Annotated in this window: 19 protein-coding genes; 7 read left to right on the top strand and 12 right to left on the bottom strand. The window is 61.5% G+C overall.

The window, feature by feature from the left end; all coding sequences use genetic code 11:
- Positions 1 to 53 precede the first annotated feature (53 nt).
- The 3 genes from MOQ67_RS25230 to arcD (MOQ67_RS25220) form a co-directional block, all read right to left on the bottom strand.
- The gene (locus tag MOQ67_RS25230) at positions 54 to 1,064 is read right to left on the bottom strand and encodes an ornithine carbamoyltransferase (protein ID WP_253398439.1); all 1,011 of its coding nucleotides are present in this window, start codon (positions 1,062 to 1,064) and stop codon (positions 54 to 56) included.
- Between the two features lie 69 nt (positions 1,065 to 1,133).
- Positions 1,134 to 2,390 carry an arginine deiminase gene (gene arcA / locus MOQ67_RS25225; RefSeq protein WP_253398437.1) on the bottom strand — a complete coding sequence of 419 codons (1,257 nt, stop codon included), beginning with the start codon at positions 2,388 to 2,390 and terminating at the stop codon, positions 1,134 to 1,136.
- A 24-nt stretch (positions 2,391 to 2,414) separates the two neighbouring features.
- Positions 2,415 to 3,842: an arginine-ornithine antiporter gene (gene arcD, locus MOQ67_RS25220; protein WP_448675676.1), complete on the bottom strand. Its 1,428-nt coding sequence runs from the start codon at positions 3,840 to 3,842 to the stop codon at positions 2,415 to 2,417.
- Positions 3,843 to 4,290: 448 nt separating this feature from the next.
- Here arcD (MOQ67_RS25220) and arcD (MOQ67_RS25215) point away from each other — a divergent pair, with 448 nt between their 5' ends.
- Entirely contained in the window at positions 4,291 to 5,718 is a 1,428-nt protein-coding gene (arcD, locus tag MOQ67_RS25215) for an arginine-ornithine antiporter (RefSeq protein ID WP_321848806.1), read from the top strand.
- Positions 5,719 to 5,777: 59 nt separating this feature from the next.
- Here the strand turns inward: arcD (MOQ67_RS25215) and MOQ67_RS25210 are convergent, their stop codons facing one another.
- The 7 genes from MOQ67_RS25210 to MOQ67_RS25180 all read right to left on the bottom strand — a co-directional run bounded on the left by MOQ67_RS25210 (position 5,778) and on the right by MOQ67_RS25180 (position 11,312).
- On the bottom strand, positions 5,778 to 7,127 hold the full coding sequence (locus MOQ67_RS25210; protein ID WP_448675675.1) for a CoA transferase: 1,350 nt from the start codon (positions 7,125 to 7,127) through the stop codon (positions 5,778 to 5,780).
- Between the two features lie 40 nt (positions 7,128 to 7,167).
- A complete protein-coding gene (locus MOQ67_RS25205) occupies positions 7,168 to 8,511 on the bottom strand; it encodes a sensor histidine kinase (protein ID WP_321861803.1) in 1,344 nt (447 codons plus the stop codon).
- Positions 8,512 to 8,578: 67 nt separating this feature from the next.
- Positions 8,579 to 9,046, bottom strand: coding sequence for a Spy/CpxP family protein refolding chaperone (locus MOQ67_RS25200; protein WP_448675674.1), 468 nt, complete (start codon positions 9,044 to 9,046; stop codon positions 8,579 to 8,581).
- 169 nt (positions 9,047 to 9,215) lie between these two features.
- Complete coding sequence (locus MOQ67_RS25195; RefSeq protein WP_169883602.1) at positions 9,216 to 9,893, bottom strand: response regulator transcription factor; 678 nt, start codon at positions 9,891 to 9,893, stop codon at positions 9,216 to 9,218.
- A 7-nt stretch (positions 9,894 to 9,900) separates the two neighbouring features.
- On the bottom strand, positions 9,901 to 10,308 hold the full coding sequence (locus MOQ67_RS25190; protein ID WP_247406139.1) for a translation initiation factor 2: 408 nt from the start codon (positions 10,306 to 10,308) through the stop codon (positions 9,901 to 9,903).
- A gap of 106 nt (positions 10,309 to 10,414) precedes the next feature.
- Positions 10,415 to 10,714, bottom strand: a complete 300-nt coding sequence (locus MOQ67_RS25185; RefSeq protein ID WP_247406136.1) for a YciI family protein — start codon at positions 10,712 to 10,714, stop codon at positions 10,415 to 10,417.
- Between the two features lies 1 nt (position 10,715).
- Positions 10,716 to 11,312 carry a septation protein A gene (locus tag MOQ67_RS25180; protein ID WP_253398425.1) on the bottom strand — a complete coding sequence of 199 codons (597 nt, stop codon included), beginning with the start codon at positions 11,310 to 11,312 and terminating at the stop codon, positions 10,716 to 10,718.
- Positions 11,313 to 11,399: 87 nt separating this feature from the next.
- Between MOQ67_RS25180 and MOQ67_RS25175 the strand changes: the two genes are divergently transcribed.
- The 5 genes from MOQ67_RS25175 to rluB all read left to right on the top strand — a co-directional run bounded on the left by MOQ67_RS25175 (position 11,400) and on the right by rluB (position 16,199).
- Positions 11,400 to 12,263, top strand: coding sequence for a PHP domain-containing protein (locus MOQ67_RS25175; RefSeq protein ID WP_247406132.1), 864 nt, complete (start codon positions 11,400 to 11,402; stop codon positions 12,261 to 12,263).
- 13 nt (positions 12,264 to 12,276) lie between these two features.
- On the top strand, positions 12,277 to 12,906 hold the full coding sequence (locus tag MOQ67_RS25170; RefSeq protein ID WP_017847159.1) for an L-threonylcarbamoyladenylate synthase: 630 nt from the start codon (positions 12,277 to 12,279) through the stop codon (positions 12,904 to 12,906).
- Between the two features lie 120 nt (positions 12,907 to 13,026).
- Complete coding sequence (locus tag MOQ67_RS25165; RefSeq protein WP_178115112.1) at positions 13,027 to 13,725, top strand: segregation and condensation protein A; 699 nt, start codon at positions 13,027 to 13,029, stop codon at positions 13,723 to 13,725.
- Between the two features lie 12 nt (positions 13,726 to 13,737).
- Complete coding sequence (gene scpB / locus MOQ67_RS25160) at positions 13,738 to 14,664, top strand: SMC-Scp complex subunit ScpB (protein WP_253398423.1); 927 nt, start codon at positions 13,738 to 13,740, stop codon at positions 14,662 to 14,664.
- 290 nt (positions 14,665 to 14,954) lie between these two features.
- The gene (gene rluB / locus MOQ67_RS25155; RefSeq protein ID WP_276194599.1) at positions 14,955 to 16,199 is read left to right on the top strand and encodes a 23S rRNA pseudouridine(2605) synthase RluB; all 1,245 of its coding nucleotides are present in this window, start codon (positions 14,955 to 14,957) and stop codon (positions 16,197 to 16,199) included.
- A gap of 56 nt (positions 16,200 to 16,255) precedes the next feature.
- Here rluB and MOQ67_RS25150 read toward each other — a convergent pair whose 3' ends face one another.
- Both MOQ67_RS25150 and MOQ67_RS25145 read right to left on the bottom strand, forming a co-directional pair.
- Entirely contained in the window at positions 16,256 to 17,215 is a 960-nt protein-coding gene (locus MOQ67_RS25150) for a leucyl aminopeptidase (protein ID WP_448675673.1), read from the bottom strand.
- A 73-nt stretch (positions 17,216 to 17,288) separates the two neighbouring features.
- The gene (locus tag MOQ67_RS25145; RefSeq protein ID WP_003175756.1) at positions 17,289 to 17,426 is read right to left on the bottom strand and encodes a hypothetical protein; all 138 of its coding nucleotides are present in this window, start codon (positions 17,424 to 17,426) and stop codon (positions 17,289 to 17,291) included.
- Between the two features lie 646 nt (positions 17,427 to 18,072).
- Between MOQ67_RS25145 and MOQ67_RS25140 the strand changes: the two genes are divergently transcribed.
- On the top strand, positions 18,073 to 19,494 hold the full coding sequence (locus MOQ67_RS25140; protein WP_448675672.1) for an amino acid permease: 1,422 nt from the start codon (positions 18,073 to 18,075) through the stop codon (positions 19,492 to 19,494).
- The last annotated feature ends 101 nt before the right edge of the window (positions 19,495 to 19,595 follow it).

Raw genomic sequence — 19,595 nt, 5'->3', positions numbered from 1 at the left:
CGAATCGTCGCACCGCCCCTCCCACATTTGACCGTGTTTCGACAGTGGATCGTTTAGATATCCGCCAACGTCGATACCAGGATCGCCTTGATGGTGTGCATGCGGTTTTCCGCTTGCTCAAAGGCGATGTTGGCCGGGGATTCAAACACCTCTTCGGTCACTTCCACGCCATTGGCCAGGTTCGGATAACGCGCGGCGATGTCCTTGCCAACCTTGGTTTCGCTGTTATGGAAGGCCGGCAGGCAGTGCATGAACTTCACCCGAGGGTTGCCCGAGGCTTTCATCATCTTGGCGTTGACCTGGTACGGCAGCAGTTGCTCGATACGCTCGTCCCACGCTTCCACCGGCTCGCCCATGGACACCCAGATATCGGTGTGGATGAAGTCCACGCCTTTCACCGCCGCGACAGGGTCTTCGGTGATGGTGATGCGCGCGCCGCTTTCCTCGGCAAAGGCCTGGCACTGCTTGATGAAATCTTCGTGTGGCCACAGGGCTTTTGGCGCGCCGATGCGCACGTCCATGCCCAGCTTGGCGCCGATCATCAGCAGCGAGTTGCCCATGTTGTAGCGGGCGTCGCCCAGGTAGGCGTAGCTGATGTCATGCAGCGGCTTGTCGCAGTGTTCGCGCATGGTCAGGGTGTCGGCGATCATTTGGGTCGGGTGGAATTCGGCGGTCAGGCCGTTGAACACCGGCACACCGGCGAACTTGGCCAGCTCTTCGACGATTTCCTGCGCGAAGCCACGGTATTCAATGGCATCGAACATCCGGCCGAGGACGCGGGCGGTGTCTTTCATGCTTTCTTTATGGCCGATCTGCGACGACACCGGGTCGATATAGGTGACGTGGGCGCCCTGGTCGTGGGCCGCTACTTCGAATGCGCAACGGGTGCGGGTCGAGGTTTTTTCGAAGATCAGCGCAATGTTCTTGCCCTGCAAGTGCGGACGCTCGGTGCCGGTGTATTTGGCGCGTTTGAGGTCGCGGGACAGGTCCAGCAGGTAGTTGAGCTCGCGAGTGGTGTGGTGCATCAGCGAGAGCAGGCTGCGGTTGCGCATGTTGAAAGCCATGGTGGATCTCCTTCTGTTTAGGTTATCCCCTTGGCCGACGCCTTGTGAGCGGCGGCCAAGGCCGGAAAATTAATAATCGATAGGGTCGCGGATGATCGGGCAGGTCATGCAGTGGCCGCCGCCACGGCCACGGCCGAGTTCACCGGCGCTGATGGTGATGACTTCCACGCCGGCCTTGCGCAGCAGGGTGTTGGTGGAAGTGTTGCGGTCATAGCCGATCACCACGCCAGGCTCCAGGGCCACGACGTTGTTGCCGTCATCCCACTGCTCGCGCTCGGCAGCGAAGCTGTTGCCGCCGGTTTCGACGACGCGCAAGGCCTTGAGGTTGAGCGCTGCGGCCACGGTATCGAGGAAGTTGGTTTTCTCCCGTTGGATATCGATGCCGTGCGGCTTGCTTTCGTCAGGGCGCAGGGTGAAGGCGACGATCTGGTTGACCACTTCAGGGAAGATGGTGACCAGATCGCGGTCACAGAAGCTGAACACGGTGTCCAGGTGCATCGCCGCGCGGGATTTTGGCAGGCCGGCAACGATCACCCGTTCCACGGCTTTGTTTTTGAACAGGTTGCGCGCCAACTGGCCGATGGCCTGGTGGGACGAGCGCTCGCCCATGCCGATCAACACGACGCCATTGCCAATTGGCATGACGTCACCGCCTTCCAGCGTGGCGGCACCGTGTTCCAGGTCAGGGTCGCCGTACCAGATCTGGAAGTCCGCGTTGGTAAACTCGGGGTGGAATTTGTAGATGGCGCTGGCCAGCAGGGTTTCCTGACGTCGCGCCGGCCAGTACATCGGGTTCAGCGTCACGCCACCGTAGATCCAGCAAGTGGTGTCGCGGGTGAACTGGGTGTTGGGCAGCGGCGGCAGAATGAAGCTGGAGTGACCGAGAAAATCGCGGAACATCTCGATGGTCTTGCCGCCGAAGCTGCTCGGCAGGTCATCGGCCGATACGCCACCAATCAGGAACTCGGCGGTTTTGCGCGGCTCCAGACTGCGCAGCCAGGAGCTGACTTCATCGACCAGGCCCAGACCCACTGTATTGGCGGTGATCTTGCGTTCCAGAATCCAGTCCAGAGCTTCGGGCATGGCGACGATATCGGTCAGCAGGTTGTGCATTTCCAGCACATCAATGTCCCGCTCGCGCATCTTGGTGACAAAGTCGAAATGGTCGCGCTTGGCCTGGGCCACCCACAGCACGTCATCGAACAGCAGTTCATCGCAGTTGTTGGGGGTCAGCCGCTGGTGGGCCAAACCTGGGGAGCACACCATGACTTTGCGCAGTTTGCCGGCTTCGGAATGTACGCCGTACTTCACTTTTTCCGTGGTCATTACAGATCCTCCAGTGAACAATAATTACATAGTCAGGAAGCCGGCGTAGAGGCCATAGGCAGCCACCAGGGCGCCAACAACCACTGCGGCGAAAATCAGCTTCTCGACGTTGGTGAAAATCGGTTTGCCCAGTTCATGCTTGGCCTTGGCGAACAGGATCGCGCCAGGGGCATAGAGCAGGGCGGAGAGCAGCAGGTATTTGGTGCCGCCGGCGTAGAGCAGCCAGACCGCGTAGATCAGTGCGATCGCGCCGATGATCAGGTCCTTCCTGCGGTCGGCCGAGGCGTTTTCGTAGGTTTCGCCACGTACCGCCAGCAACAGCGCATAGGCTGCCGACCACAGGTAAGGCACCAGGATCATCGAGGTGGCGAGGTAGATCAGCGACAGGTACGTGCTGGCGGAAAACAAGGTGATCACCAGGAACACCTGGACCATCGCGTTGGTCAGCCACAGCGCGTTGGCCGGTACATGGTTGGCGTTTTCCCTACGCAGGAACTCCGGCATGGTGTGGTCTTTGGCGGCGGCGAACATGATCTCCGCACACAGCAGCACCCACGACAGCAGTGCGCCGAGCAGCGAGATGATCAAGCCGACGCTGATCAGCACCGCGCCCCAGTGGCCCACGACGTGCTCCAGCACGGCAGCCATCGACGGGTTCTGCAACTTGGCCAGTTCCGGTTGGGTCATGATGCCCAGTGACAGCACGTTGACCAGCATCAGGAACAGCAGCACGGTGATAAAACCGATCACGGTGGCCTTGCCCACGTCGGTGCGTTTTTCGGCCCGCGCCGAGAAGATGCTCGCGCCTTCGATGCCGATGAACACCCATACGGTGACCAGCATCATGTTGCGCACCTGGTTCATCACGCTGCCCAGGTCGGGGTTTTTCAGGCCCCAGATGTCAGCGGTGAAGATGTCCAGCTTGAATGCAAACACCGCAATCAGCACGAACAGCACCAGCGGCACGACCTTGGCGACGGTGGTCACGAGGTTGATGAACGCCGCTTCCTTGATCCCGCGCAGTACCAGGAAATGCACGGCCCACAGCAGCACCGAGGCGCCAATCACTGCGGCCGGGGTGTTGCCCTCGCCAAAGATCGGGAAGAAGTAGCCGAGGGTGCTGAACAAGAGTACGAAGTAACCGACGTTGCCCAGCCAGGCGCTGATCCAGTAACCCCAGGCAGACGAGAAGCCCATGTAGTCGCCGAAACCGGCCTTGGCATAGGCGTATACGCCGCCGTCGAGGTCGGGTTTGCGGTTGGCCAGGGTCTGGAACACAAACGCCAGGGTCAACATACCTACAGCGGTAATCACCCAACCGATCAGAACGGCACCGACATCGGCGCTGGCTGCCATGTTTTGCGGCAGAGAGAAGATCCCGCCGCCAATCATTGAGCCCACGACAAGTGCAACCAGTGCACCAAGTCGAAGTTTTCCGGGAGATTCAGACATTGCATAACTCCAATGCAGGAGAAGAGAGAGCACAGAATAATTCTGCGTGCTATTCAAGCAACTGACTTAGATCACATCATTGGCACATTCCATTGTGAATTAATGACTTAGGCCGAAAACAGTGCGGGCGCAATAGCCTGGCGCAGACCCTCGTAGCAGAGCCTTTATGCGCTTTTATTGTTAAGGTTTGCTGATTGCAGAGACGATTTAAGCTAGCCCCTTTCTGTGAATGTGCAAACTTTTTCCAGGGTGACTCGGCAAACCGCTGATGTTCGTAAAATTCAATACTTATTTAATTTATAAATTTGCCTAAACTCTAGTTATTGACATGCCTTTGGGTTATTAGAACCCGCGTTTTGTTCGCGATACCTGATAAACGCAGGAGCTCTCGTGCAAATTAGTTGAGTACACAGTCGTTCGCTCATTTGTTTTTGACTCTGGAGAGTTCATGTCGCAATCGTCTGAAAAGCTTCGACTCAGCGCCTTGATCGCCCTGGTGGTGGGCTCCATGATCGGCGGGGGGATTTTTTCCCTGCCACAAAATATGGCCGCGCGCGCCGAAGTCGGCGCGGTATTGATCGGCTGGGCGATCACCGCCGTGGGCATGCTGACCCTGGCGTTTGTGTTCCAGACCCTGGCCAACCGCAAACCCGAGCTGGATTCCGGGGTGTATGCCTACGCCAAGGCCGGTTTCGGCGACTACATGGGCTTCTCGTCCGCCTGGGGTTACTGGATCAGTGCGTGGATGGGCAATGTCGGCTACTTCGTGTTGCTGTTCAGCACCCTTGGCTACTTTTTTCCGGTGTTCGGCGAGGGCAATACGCCAGTGGCCATCGGCTGCGCCTCGTTGTTGCTGTGGGCCGTGCATTTCCTGGTGATGCGCGGGATCAAGGAGGCGGCGTTCATCAACCAGATCACCACCGTGGCCAAGCTCGTACCGTTGCTGATGTTTGTGGTCATCGCCGGCGTGGCATTCAAGGCGGATATCTTCACGGCTGACATATGGGGCTTGGGCAAGCCGCAATTCGGCAGTGTGGTGGACCAGGTGCGCAATATGATGCTGGTCACGGTGTTCGTGTTTATTGGCATCGAGGGCGCCAGCGTGTATTCGGCACGGGCGGAGAAACGTTCGGATGTGGGCCGGGCCACGGTGATCGGGTTTCTCGGCGTGCTGGCGCTGCTGGTGCTGGTGAACCTGCTCTCCCTGGGCATCATGAGCCAGCCGGAACTGGCGAAATTGCAGAATCCGTCCCTGGCCGGCGTGCTGGAGCACATCGTCGGGCCGTGGGGCGCGCTGCTGATCAGCATCGGTTTGGCGGTATCGCTGTTGGGCGCGTTGCTGTCATGGGCGCTGCTCTGCGCGGAAATTCTCTACGCCACGGCCCATGACAAGACCATGCCGGCCTTCCTGAAAAAGGAAAACGCCAACCAGGTGCCGGTCAACGCCCTGTGGCTGACGAATGTGATGATCCAGATATTCCTGGTCATCACGCTGTTTTCCGAAAGCACCTACACCACCCTGATTTACCTGGCCTCGTCCATGATCCTGGTGCCTTACCTGTGGTCGGCGGCCTACGCGGTGTTGTTGAGCGGGCGCGGAGAAACCTACGAAGGTGCCCAGCGCCAGCGCCTGAAAGATCTGCTGGTGGGCCTGATTGCACTGAGCTACGCGGTGTGGCTGCTCTACGCCGGTGGGCTGAAGTACCTGCTGCTGTCGGCGTTGCTGTATGCGCCGGGCGTGGTGTTGTTTGCCCTGGCCAAGCGCGAGCAAGGCCAGCCGTTGTTTACCCATGTGGAAAAAGGCATTTTCGCCTGTGTGATGGCGGGCGCGGGGTTGGCGGCGTATGGGCTGTATAGCGGGGTGTTGTCGTTATGAGCAGGGTGGCTTGATCGTGTGGGCCTCATCGCGGGCACGCCCGTGATGGCGGTCTCAGGTCACCAGCGAGGCCGGTGCGACCCCAATTCCCCTGCCGGCAAATCCCACTGCAACGGTGTGCCGCTGATGGTCAGCGGCGCGAGCAATCGGTGCGCCGGTCCCCAGGCGGTTTGCTCCACCACCAGCCCCTGATCTTCGAGGGCTTCGGCCCGCAATGGCGGTTGCTCCGGAACCGGCCCGGCCTCCATCAAGCATTTTGCCGTGCGCGCCAACGATAATCGCGCCGAGCCGCCACGGCCGGACGCCAAGCGCTCGCGCAGGGCCTGGATCGCGCTGGCCGCCATCAAGTAGCCGGTGGCGTGATCCAGCGCCTGCAACGGCAGCGGCACAGGTTTATCCGTGTGTTTCCATGCCATGCCCGCGTCGGCGATGCCGCAGCTCATCTGCACCAGGCTGTCGAAGCCCCGGCGGTTGCGCCACGGGCCACTCCAGCCATAGGCGTTGAGGCTCACGTCGATCAGGCCGGGGGCGAGCTGTTGCAATGCGCTGGCGGTGTAGCCCAATTGTTCGAGGGCATCGGCGCGGTAACCGTGGAACAGGATGTCGGTGTCTTTGAGCAACCCTTCGAAAACCTGGCGGTCTGTGGCGGTTTTCAGGTCCAGGCGCGCACAGCGTTTGCCCAGAGTCATTTCCGGCACCACGCCCGGCTCGTTCCAGGTCGGCGAGTCGATGCGCAACACGTCCGCGCCCAGCCCGGCGAGAAAACGACTGGCCACGGGGCCGGCCAGCACGCGGGTCAGGTCCAGCACTTTGAGGCCGGCCAGCGGGCGGGCCGCCGAGCCGCGCCAGGGCCTGTTGGCAGCGGGTTCAAAAGTTTGGCGCTGAACCAGATGCTCGGCATTCACCGCCAAGCCTTGGGGGTGTTGCTGCCAGGCCTGCCACGACCGCATCTGCGCGGCACAACCGCCGGCATCGACAATCGCCTGTTCCAGCTCGGCAGCGTTCCACGCGACGACCTTGCTCGCCATCTCGGCACGGTCAGCGACGTGGTCCAGCACCCGCTCGGCAGCCGCACGGTGATGGGGCGCGTTGGTGTGCAAGCGAATCCAGCCGTCGGCGCTGGCATAGTCGCCGGCCACCGGGTCCCACAGTGGCGGTACTTGCCAGCCTGTGGGGCGGATCGAAGAAGAGAACCAGAACGAGGCGAGGCGTCGGTCCACGCTCACGCTGGGCAAGCGCCCGGTCTGTTGCAGGATGAGTTGGGCAACCGCCTGGCCGGCGGCGCCGATGCTGGCGCAGGCCAGGTCGCTCACGGCGAAGATCGACGGCAGGGCGCCGGCCCCGGTCGAGGTCAGCGGGGTGCGCGGTAGATCGAGTGCGGCTTGGATGGGCGTCAGCAGGTCAGTCATCGAAGGCCCTCCATAAGAGAAGGGCCACTATAGAAGATCATCACACCGGTGTGACAACTCCCGGCGTCAATGGCAGGTCGATACTGGCGCTGAAACCACCGTCGGGATGATTGGCCAGGATCAGGTTGCCGCCATGGCGTTCCGCTGCACGCCGTGCAATCGCCAGGCCCAGGCCGTGGCCCTGCGCCGTTTGGCCGGGGGCGCGGTAGAACGGCTCGCCTAGTTGGCTCAGGTGCTCGGCTTCGACGCCGGGGCCGTGATCGCGCACGCTGATCAGAATGCGTTCGCCCAGGCGGCGCGCCTGCAATTCGATCGGTTGGCCTGGCGGGTTGAAGCGCTGGGCATTGCGCAGCAGGTTATCCACGGCGCGTTCGATCATGGTCGGCCAGCCTTTGAGGCGCAGGTCGGGATCGGTGTTCAGTTGCACCACCTGGTCCGGCGCGCTGAGTTGGGCGTCCTTTTGCAGGGTCTTGAGCAGTGCGATGAGGTCCACCTCTTCGGCGCTGGCGTTGTCGGCATCGACCCGGGCCAGTACCAGGATTTCGCTGATCAGCGCTTCCAGGCGGTCACACTCGCGGGTCAGGCGTGGCCAGAGTTTTTCGCGCTCCTCGGGGCCGGCACGTTCGGCCAGGGCCAGGGCGATACGCAGGCGGGCCAGGGGCGAGCGCAGTTCGTGGGACACGTCCCGCAGCAACTGGCGCTGGCTGCCGATCAGGCTCTGCAGGCGCGCGCCCATGCGGTTGAAGTCGTTGGCGAGGACGCCGAACTCATCGCGGCGGTTGGCCAGTTGCGCCAGGCTGTTCTGCTGGTAGGTGGCCTGCCCGAGGTCATGCACCGCGCCGCGCAGACGGCTCAAGGGGCGGGTGATGGACAGCGTCACCAGCAGGCTGAACAGGGTCAGCACCACCAGGGCAATCGCCAATGCGCTCAACGGCCACGCCAGGCTGCTGCGGTGCCAGGCGTCCAGTTCCGGATGGGGGATGCGGTAGATCAACAGGTAGGTGTCGCCGGTTTTCTCGCTGGTGTACTCGGCGGTCAGGCGCCGCCAGGGCAGGTGGCCGTCCTTGCTGTCGTTCTGCCGGGCTTCGAAGGCGGCGGCGCGGCGCGGAAAGGTGCCGCGTACCACGGGCTCGCCGCTTTCGTTGAGTACTTGCACGTCAATGTGGTACTGGCGCTTGCGCTGTTGCAGCAAGTCCTGCGCGGCGTCTTCGCCCTGGGCTTCGTAGAGTTGGGTCCACTCTTGGGCCAGGTTATTGAGGCCGGGATGGCGGCTGAGAATCCAGGCGTCCTGGTTGAGCATATGCCCAAGCAGGATCGACAGCCCGGCAACCAAGGCGATGGCCAGCCAGAAACTGGCCAGGATACGCCAGAACAATGAACGCACAGGAAACCCTCAAACAGGAAAAGCCCAGCGGCGCGAACCGCTGGGCTGGGGCAGTGAAGCTAGAACATTATTGCGCTTTTTGCGGCTGCTGCGCTTTCCATGCCTGGAATTCCTTCCACTCGGCGCGGCGTTGTTCTTGCTTCTTGACGATCTCGTCGAATTTCTTCTGCTGGTCGGGCTTGAGCACGGCACGGACGTCGGCCTGGGTTTTCTGCCTGCCGGCGGCGATTTCATCCTGCATGGCTTTCTGGTCAGCGGCCGGGAGTTTGTCCAGGTACTTTTTGACCAGGTCTTTGCGAGCGTGCCATTGGTCGCCCATCAGCTTGCCGATCTGCTGGCGTTGTTCCTTGCTCAAATCCAGCTGGCTGAACGGGCCACCTTTGCCACGCGGACCGTGTTCACCGTCAAAGCCTGGGCCACCCATCATGTGGCCTTCGGGGCCGCCCATCATCGGGCCTGGGCCTTCAGGCATTGCTGCCATGGCCACGGTGGGCAGGGCTGCGGCGAACATCAGGGCGATTAGGGTCTTGCGCATGGTGATTCTCCTGTCTCTATTCCGGTGAGTCCGGATGTGAGTAGATTACGGAGATCAAGGTCAGCGGCGGTCAGGTGTGGGTAAAGCTTGGGTAAAGAGGGTTTTGCTGGAAGCTGACAAAACCCTGGGGGCCGAGCAGATCAAATGTGGGATCAGAGTGTTGCTGGGCTCATAGGCTGTAGTAGTAGCCGCGGCTGCGCAACGCCACGATCCGTGGCCGGCCATCCGGGTGCGGGCCGATCTTTTTGCGCAGGTTGCTGACGTGCATGTCGAGGCTGCGATCATAGAGGGTCAGCTTGCGGCCGAGGGCAATCTGCGCCAGTTCCTGTTTATCCAGCGGTTCGCCGGGCTGACGCAGCAAGGCTTCGAGCAGGCGGCTTTCGGAAACGGTGAGGGTGAATTCCTGATTGTCGATGCTGACCACGCCGCGCACCGGGCTGAAGCACAGGTCGCCCAGTTCCAGCTGGGTCGACACGGCGGCCGGGTGGCTGCGGCGCAACACTGCGCGCAGGCGGGCAGTCAGCTCCCGTGGGTCACAGGGCTTGGCCAGGTAGTCGTCGGCGCCCAGTTCCAGGCCGAGGATACGGTCCAGCGGCTCGCCCCGGGCCGACAGCATCAGCACCGGCAGCTCCGGATGGTCGTTGCGCAATTGCTTGAGCAGCTCCAGACCACTGCCGTCGGGCAGCATCACGTCGAGCACCACGGCCGCCGGGGCGCTGTCGGCCAAGGCTTTGCGGGCGCTCAAACCGTCGTGGCAGGCGCGCACCTGGAAGCCTTCCTGGCTCAACCAACTGGTCAGCAGCTCGCAGAGCTCCTGGTCATCATCTATCAGTAACAGCTCGCTCATGACTCACTCAATTTAGCCATTGTCGACGGCGACGGTGCCCACCACTGGCGAAGATCCCGCACAGCAAGGCGATCAGTGCGACGGCTGCGCCGGTGACAAACCACTGCTGTTGCTCGGTCAGCCATCGGGTCAAGCCGCCGCCCTGTGTCTCTTTGAGTTGCTGGGCCAGGCGTTGATTCTCTTGGCGCAAGCGACTCAGTTGGGCGCTTTCCCGGGCAGCATCCGTGGTTTGCAGTTGCTTGCTCAGTTCTTCACGCAGCCGTTCGCTTTCTTTCAAGCGTTGCTGCAATTCGGTGATCTGGCTGCCGGCACTCAAGGACAGGGGCGTAGAACTGCCGGTGTTCGAGGTTTCTTCAGCGTGGGCCGTAGCCCCGATCATTAACACTGCCAACAGACACAACTGACGTAAGCGCATCGGAACTCCTGATTCCACACGAATATTCAGAACGTTGTCGGCAGGTTACCCAGAATAATGAGCAATTAGGAGTGCGCCGAACCGAATTGGTTCGGCGCGACCGGGGTCAAGGCAGGACTTGCTTGAACGGTTTGATCACTACATCCGCGTAGACGCCGGCCGCCACATACGGGTCAGCCTTGGCCCAGGCTTGGGCATCGGCCAGGGACGCGAACTCGGCAACGATCAGGCTACCGGTGAAACCGGCGGCGCCCGGGTCGTTGCTGTCGATCGCCGGGTGCGGGCCGGCCAACACGATGCGGCCTTCGGCCTGCAGCACTTTCAGGCGCTCGACGTGGGCCGGGCGCACGGACAGGCGTTTTTCCAGCGAGTTGGCAACGTCGGTGGCAATGATGGCGTAGAGCATGTCAGTCCTCGGTTTTCGGCGTAGTGGAGTCGGTTTCATGCAGGTGGCGCGACAGGTAGATGCCCTGGCCGACCAGGAACAATACGGTCATGCCCAGGCTGCCGAACACCTTGAAGTCGACCCAGTAGTCCTGGAAGGTGAAGGCCACGAACAGGTTGGCGCCGCCGCAGAACAGGAAAAACACGATCCAGGCCACGTTCAGGCGTGTCCACACCGGTTCCGGCAGGGTCAGGGCATGGCCCATGATGCGCTTGATCAACAGGCGATCGCCAACGAAGTGGCTACCGATAAACGCCAGGGCGAACAGCCAGTTCACCACCGGGGCTTTCCATTTAAGGAAGGTTTCGCTGTGGAAAGCCAGGGTCAGGCTGCCGAAGACCAGGCAGGCGACCAGGGTCAGCCATTGGCTTTTTTCGAGTTTGCGCTGGGAGATGAAGATGGCGCCGTAGACCACGATGGAGCTGATGATCAGCACGGCGGTGGCGCTGTAGATGCCTCCGAAGGTCAGTTCATGGCCGGCGAGATCGATGACCCTGGGGTCGAGTTTGTAAACGATGAAAAACAGCAACAGCGGGATGAAGTCGATGAATTGTTTCACAGTAAGAGCCAGAAGCTGGATGTGGCGGCATAATAACAAACATCCTTGGTAGCGAAAGCGCCACCTGACTTGAGGTTACACACTTCCGTGAATGTTGATTTGCACTGCCACAGCACGGCCTCCGATGGCGCCCTGGCGCCTGCGGTATTGGTTGCGCGTGCGTTTGAAAAAGGCGTGCGAGTCCTGTCGTTGACTGACCACGATACCCTCGAAGGCCTCGACGAGGCCCGCGAAGCCGCCCAGGCCCTGGGCATGCAACTGGTCAACGGCGTGGAATTGTCCTGCACCTGGGGCGGCGCCACCATTCATGTGCTCGGCTACGGTTTTGACCAAAAAGCCCCCGCGCTGGTGGAGGCCATCGCTCAGTTGCACGCTGGCCGCTGGCTGCGTTCCGAAGAAATAAGCCGCAAGCTCGGCCTTAAAGGCATGCCCAACGCCCTCGATGGCGCCCGGGCTATCCAGCAGGAACTGGGCGACAGCGGCAACGCGCCGGCCCGGCCGCATTTCGCCGATTGGATGGTGCGTGAAGGGTTTGTCCGGGACCGCGCCGAAGCCTTTCGCAAATGGCTGGGCGCCGGCAAACTGGGCGACGTCAAGCAGCATTGGCCGACCTTGGACGACACCGTCGAGACCCTGCGGGCCTCCGGGGCCTGGGTCAGCCTGGCACATCCCTGGCATTACGATTTCACCCGCAGCAAGCGTCGCAAGCTGATTGGCGACTATATTGGTGCGGGCGGCCACGCAATTGAAGTGGTCAACGGGCATCAACCCGCCGAACAGGTTGGCAGCCTGGCGATTCTTGCCCGCGAATTTGGTCTGCTGGTCAGCGCCGGCAGTGACTTTCATGGCCCAGGCGGCTGGTCCGAGATCGGCGAATATCGCCCGGTCCCGGAAGACTTGCCGCTCTTGTGGGGGCGATTCAAGCATGACCCCATTATTGCCACCGTCTGAACAGGTAGAGCACGTGAGTCAATTCTTCCAGATTCATCCGGAAAACCCTCAGCCACGCCTGATCAAACAGGCCGTGGAGATCATTCGCGCCGGTGGCGTGGTGATCTATCCAACTGATTCGTCCTACGCCATCGGTTGTCAGATCGGCGACAAAAACGCGGTCGAGCGTGTCAGACGCCTGCGTCAGTTGGACGACAAGCACAACTTCGCGCTGATCTGCAGCGACCTGTCCCAATTGGGCCTGTTCGCCAAGGTCGACACCGGCACCTTCCGCCTGCTCAAGGCCCACACGCCGGGGCCGTACACCTTTATTCTCAACGCCACCCGCGAAGTGCCGCGCCTGCTGCTGCATCCGAAGAAGCGCACCATCGGCCTGCGCGTGCCGGAACACCCGATCGCCCTGGCGCTGCTGGCCGAGTTGGGCGAGCCGCTGATGAGCGTGTCGCTGATCATGCCCGGCGCCACCGAACCGCTGGAAGACCCCTACGAAATGCGCCAACTGCTGGAAAAACACGTCGACCTGATCATCGACGGCGGTTTCGGCGGCGGCAAGGCGTCCACCGTGATCAACCTGGCCGACGGCGACCCCGAAGTGATCCGTGTCGGCTGCGGCGACCCCGCGCCGTTTATGGCCGAGGCCTGAATGTCGGCCGTGGAAACCGTCGACAGCCAGGCCGGCGCCCAGCAGGAACTGCCGTTTGCCATGGTGTATGGCCAGGCGGTCATGGAAATGCCGCTGGACCTGTACATCCCGCCGGATGCCCTGGAAGTGTTCCTTGAGGCCTTCGAAGGCCCGCTGGATTTGCTGCTGTATTTGATCCGCAAGCAGAACATCAACATCCTCGACATCCCGGTGGCGGAAATCACCCGCCAGTACATGGGCTATGTCGAGCTGATGCAGTCGGTGCGCCTGGAACTGGCCGCCGAGTACCTGGTGATGGCCGCGATGCTCGCCGAGATCAAGTCGCGCATGCTGTTGCCGCGCTCGGAGACGGTCGAGGCCGAAGAAGACGACCCGCGCGCCGAACTGATCCGACGCCTGCAGGAGTACGAACGCTTCAAGGCCGCCGCCGAAGGCATCGACGGCCTCAGCCGCGTGGGCCGCGATGTGGTGGTGCCCAAGCTCGATGCGCCGGAAGCCCGGGCGCGCAAGCTGTTGCCGGACGTGAGTCTGGAAGAGTTGCTGATGTCCATGGCCGAGGTGCTGCGCCGTGGCGACATGTTTGAACACCACCAGGTCAGCCGCGAGGCGTTGTCGACCCGCGAGCGCATGAGCGATGTGCTCGAACGCCTCAAGGGCGGCGGTTTTGTGCCGTTTGTCGAGCTGTTCACCGCCGAAGAAGGGCGCCTGGGGGTGGTGGTGACCTTTATGGCGATCCTCGAGCTGGTCAAGGAGTCCTTGGTCGAGCTGGTCCAGAATGAGCCTTTTGCGGCTATCCACGTGCGGGCGCGAGCCGAATAACGAGCTGAATCGATGAATCTGACTGAACCCCGCGAACTGGCCCCGCTGCTGGAGGCCTTTCTTCTGGCCTCGGGTAAGCCGCAATCTTTGGAGCGCCTGTTCGAACTCTTTGAAGAGGCCGAACGCCCTGAACCGCCGGTCTTCAAGAAAGCCCTGGAGATCCTGCGCAAGTCCTGCGACGGCCGCGCCTTTGAGCTGCGCGAAGTGGCGTCGGGTTATCGCCTGCAGATCCGAGAGAAATTTTCCCCGTGGGTCGGCCGCTTGTGGGAAGAACGCCCGCAGCGTTACTCACGGGCGATGCTGGAAACCATGGCGCTGATCGCCTATCGCCAGCCGATCACCCGCGGCGAAATCGAGGACGTGCGCGGCGTGGCCGTCAACAGCCATATCGTCAAGACGTTGCTGGAGCGCGAGTGGATTCGTATCGTCGGTTACCGCGACGTGCCCGGCAAACCGGCGATGTTCGCTACCACCAAGGTGTTCCTCGACCACTTCAACCTGAAAAACCTCGACGACCTGCCACCGCTGGCCGAATTGCGCGAGATGGAAACCGAGCCGGTACTCGACTTCGACGACGCCCCGGTCCCGGCGAGCCTGCAGGAACTGGCCGACGCCACCGCCGAGCCGGAAGAGCCGAAGGACGAAACCAGTTTCCACACCTTGCTGCTGGAATTGGACGACATGGAGCAGGGCATCAAGACCGACTTCGATGACTTGCTGCGTGATGGCGCGGCCGAGCCCGAAAGCCAGGTGAATGTTGAAGTCGAGCCAGAGCCCGAAGCGGAACCTGAGGAAGACATTCTCGGCGTCGCCCAAGCCCGCGAAAAACTCCTGGCTGCCGTCGCCGCCCTCGAACAACCACCGCTGAGCGACGAAGAAGACGAAGCCCGTGCCCTGGCCGAAGCCATCGAGGCCGAGCGCCGCCAGTTCGACGACTGACGACCACCTTGTAGGAGCGAGCTTGCTCGCGAAAAACCCAAGAACACCGCAGACAACCAGATTCCCCGCGTTATCGTTGACGATTTTCGCGAGCAAGCTCGCTCCTACAGCCGGTGGGCGCCACCGGTCGGCGGAAAAGCCGCTGACTCGGCACTTATCGACTAGTCTCTGATGCGCAGCGCGCGCCATGCGCGTATGATTCGCGACCCTTTGGCGATGTATTCGCCCAAAGCCCCGCTTTCAACACTCTTCAGGCCACGCCTGAATCGACCCACCGGGAGGTGCTTAAGATGAACGACAAAGACCAGAACGACAGCCAGGAAATCGGCCCTGCAGGCGAAAAACTGCAAAAGGTGCTGGCGCGTATCGGCGTGGGCTCGCGCCGCGACGTCGAAGCCTGGATCACCCAGAAGCGCATCAAGGTCAACGGCGTCGAGGCCACCCTCGGCCAGCGCGTTGACCTGCACGATGCAATCACCATTGATGGCAAGGTCATCAAGCGTGAAGAGGCCGCCGAATCGGTGCGCCGCGTGATCATGTACAACAAGCCCGATGGCGAAATCTGCACCCGTGACGACCCGGAAGGCCGTCCGACCGTGTTCGACAAGATGCCTAAGCCAAAAGAAGGCCGCTGGATCAACATCGGTCGTCTCGACATCAACACCACCGGCTTGCTGATGTTCACCACCGACGGTGAGCTGGCCAACCGCCTGATGCACCCCTCCTACGAGATGGACCGCGAATACGCCGTGCGTGTGCGTGGCGAAGTCGATGACGAGATGATCGCGCGCCTCAAGGCCGGCGTCGTGCTGGAAGATGGCCCGGCCAAGTTCACCGACATCAAGCAGGCTCCAGGCGGTGAAGGTTTCAACCACTGGTATCACTGCGTGGTGATGGAAGGCCGTAACCGTGAAGTACGTCGCCTGTGGGAATCCCAGGGCCTGGTGGTCAGCCGCCTGAAGCGCGTGCGTTTCGGTCCGGTGTTCTTGAACTCCGACCTGCCGATGGGCCGCTGGCGCGAAATGAGCCAGTACGAAGTCGACATCCTCAGTGCCGAAGTCGGCCTGACGCCAGTCGCGATGCCGCAGATGAACGCCAAGAGCAAAGACAAGCTCGACCGTATGCAGCGTAAATCGTCGCGCCCGGTTGCGCGCACCGAACGCGTGGCTCGCACCCTGCGCCCGGCCCTGAATGCACCGGCTACCGGCGGGCGTATTTCCCGTGAGCCGCACATTGAAGGTGAGCGTCGTCCAACCGCGCCATCGCGTCAGGAAGGCGAACGTGCGCCCCGCACGCCGCGCCCTGCCGGCCGTGGTGAAGCGCCAAGCGGCGGTCGTGGTAATCGTGGTGAAGCCGGTCGCGGTGAGCCCGCAGGTCGCCCGGCAGACAACGCCAGCACCAAGCGCCCAGCCAAGCCCGCGCCGAAAAAGCGCCCAGGCCTGAAACTGGTGGCGGACGAGCCGTCGGGCAAGCGCCGTGGCGCACCGGCCGGTTCCGGTCAGCGCCCGGGTTTTGGTCGCAAGAAGCCGCAGTGATGTAAGCGCTGCATAAAAACGCCAACCCTCGGGTTGGCGTTTTTTTTTGGATTTGATCAGAACGCAAAGGTGCCATCGAACACCGGCTTGTCATCCAGCGCCAACACCCCGCTGGCGAAGATCAAATCCAGATGATGGCTGCCTTTCTGCCCGCCACCCAACCCAAGGTGCAAGCCGCAGTGGCGTTCTTCGAACCCGGCGTTGCGCGCATACAGAGCCTTGACCCCTTCATTGGTACCGATCCCCAGTTCCTCCACGCGGCGGTTCGATGGGTTGGCGTTCAGGTACTTGTTGAAGTCGTCGGCCAGCCCGGGGACTTCACTGGCGACGCTGCAGATGGTCGAGTTTTCGATCCACAGCTCCAGCGGTGATTGCAGCACGCCATATTTGCGCGCGAAGGGGATGGTGCTGAGGAAGGTGCCGACAAACCGCACCTGGCCACTGATGGCCTCGCTGTGGGTGGCGATCTCGCCGGGGGCCAGGTCGTGGTTGCCGATGCCGTTGATATTGGTCCACTTCCTGATGCTGCTCAGCGGCGCTTGCAGGCGTGAGCCGTGCCGGTCGGTAAAGCTCAGCAGCGTGGCCTGGGACATGCGCCGGATCAGCGTGGCGTTGAGGTCGGCGATGCGTTGTGGCTCGACGCTGAAGGTGTCGTAGAAATAGTCGCCGTAGTCCTTGAACAGCAGGGATTTCTTCCAGTGCTCGGCCATTACGCCGTGCAAGGCGTGGATAAAGTCCGGGCCTTCGGCGCGGGGGTTGGGCAGGGTCGAGGCGTCGTAGAAAAACAGGTACAGGTCGCAGCTGTCGATGGCCTCGGCCAGGGCGGCGCTGGGGGCCAGGTCCAGGCGCTGCACCTGGAGGTTGAAGCGCGCGGCACTGCTGTGGGTGATCGCCTGGGCAATGGCCTCGTAGCGTTCGGTATGGCCCAACAGCACGGTCGGACAGCTCAAGCCGCTGAGGGCCGGGTGGTGGGCGAGGTAGTAGAGAAAGTGTTCGACGGCGCGGGCCTTGTCCATGACGAGTGTCCTTCTGTGCCTTGGGTAAGGGGGCAGGTGCAGCGCACTGCACCTGCCGGATGCCTGCCGGGGATTAGAAAGGCCACATCGCCGTGCCAAAGGGCACGACGGCATCGGCTTGCATCATTTCAACGGCGGCCTCATGGGTCGGCGCTTCAAACCAATCGTCGAGTTGCAGTTCGGTTTCCAGGTCGTTTTCCAGTGCTTGCATGGTGTATCTCCTAGAGGACGTTGTTTGAGAACGGCTTGCCCGCGGGCTTCGCTGGGCAAGTGAAAGAACCTAGGTGAGAGTGTTTCGGAATGCAAAAAATTTATTGACACGGTCTCATTTGGATTTTTTGTTCTGTTTTAGTGCGCGATTTTTTCCCCATGCAAAACAGCGCACTGGGGCAGGCGAGTGTTCGGATATGTCCTACCGCCAATTTTTGTGAGCTGACAGATACTGGCTGGGTGTAACGCCGATTTTCCGCGCTGTAACGATTGATTTACGCAAAATGCCTGCGGTATCGGGCCGGCACCGCGCTGTAAGGAATACCTGACAGATTGTCGCGGATGCTCGCCAGGGCCGTCCGCAAGCGGTCGAGCGGTGTACAATGCGCCGCGTTTTACTGTGACCCCCTTGCGTAACCACGCAAAAGGCCAAGACCTCAGGGTTTATCCACCCTGATCACTCCGCCTGGCCACGAGCCAGACGGGTTCGATTTCGTCACAGATAAAAACAAACAGGTGACGCATGACCGTTAGAACGACGCTGTATTCCTGGTGCCTGCGCTGGGGTTTGAGCGGCGCTGCTTGAGTCGCACATCAAGGCAGCAACCTGCATTCAACATCATCAAACCTTGCGTGAGAGCCTTTTCATGAGTGGACCCGATTCCTCTTCAGGCGAACTGAAACGTGGCCTGAAAAACCGTCATATCCAGTTGATCGCCCTCGGTGGCGCCATCGGCACCGGCCTGTTCCTGGGCTCGGCCGGGGTGCTCAAATCCGCCGGCCCGTCGATGATCCTGGGCTATGCCATCTGCGGCTTTATCGCCTTCATGATCATGCGCCAGCTCGGCGAAATGATCGTCGAAGAGCCGTTGGCCGGTTCCTTCAGTCACTTTGCCCACAAATACTGGGGCGGTTTCGCTGGCTTCCTGTCGGGCTGGAACTGCTGGATTCTGTACATCCTGGTGGGTATGTCGGAGCTGACGGCTGTCGGCAAATACGTGCATTACTGGTGGCCGGAGATCCCGACCTGGGTGTCGGCGGCGGCGTTTTTCGTGTTGATCAACCTGATCAACCTGGCCAACGTCAAAGTCTTCGGCGAGGCCGAATTCTGGTTTGCCATCATCAAGGTGGTGGCCATCGTCGGCATGATCGCCCTGGGCAGCTACCTGCTGGTCAGCGGCAGCGGCGGCCCGCAAGCCTCGGTGAGCAACCTGTGGGCACACGGCGGCTTCTTCCCCCACGGCGTGGGCGGGTTGGTGATGGCCATGGCGCTCATCATGTTCTCCTTCGGCGGCCTGGAAATGCTCGGCTTTACCGCGGCCGAAGCCGACCAGCCACGCACCGTGATCCCCAAGGCGATCAACCAGGTGATCTACCGCATCCTGATCTTCTACATCGGCGCCCTGGTGGTGCTGTTGTCGCTGACGCCGTGGGACAGCCTGTTGGTCTCCCTCAACGCATCCGGCGATGCCTACAGCGGTAGCCCGTTCGTGCAGGTGTTCTCGATGCTCGGCAGCAACACCGCCGCGCATATCCTCAACTTTGTGGTACTGACCGCCGCGCTGTCGGTGTACAACAGCGGCACCTACTGCAACAGCCGCATGCTGCTGGGCATGGCCGAGCAGGGCGACGCGCCGCGGGCGTTGGCGAAGATCGACAAACGCGGCGTGCCGGTGCGTTCGATCCTCGCCTCGGCGGCGATCACCCTGGTGGCGGTGCTGATGAATTACCTGATCCCGCAACATGCACTGGAACTGTTGATGTCGCTCGTGGTGGCCACGCTGGTGATCAACTGGGCGATGATCAGCTTCTCCCACTTCAAGTTCCGCCAGCACATGAACCGCACCGGCCAGGTGCCGTTGTTCAAGGCGCTGTGGTATCCGTATGGCAATTACCTGTGCCTGGCGTTCGTGGCGTTTATCCTGGTGATCATGTTGATGATCCCGGGGATTCAGGTCTCGGTGTATGCGATCCCGGTGTGGGTGGCGTTCATGGGGTTGTGTTACTGGATCAAGAACAAGCGCAGTGCGGATCAGCGCCCGGCGACGGTAGTGCCGGCGGTGGAGTAACCGTTCGATGCTGTCGAGCAAACCCGGCCCTGTGCCGGGTTTGTTGTTTGAAGGGATGGGCGGGGCGCATTCGCGTATCCTTGGGCTCCCCTTAGAGGAAC

Source organism: Pseudomonas sp. LY-1 (assembly GCF_053502595.1).
This window is presented reverse-complemented; position numbering and strand designations above follow the sequence as displayed.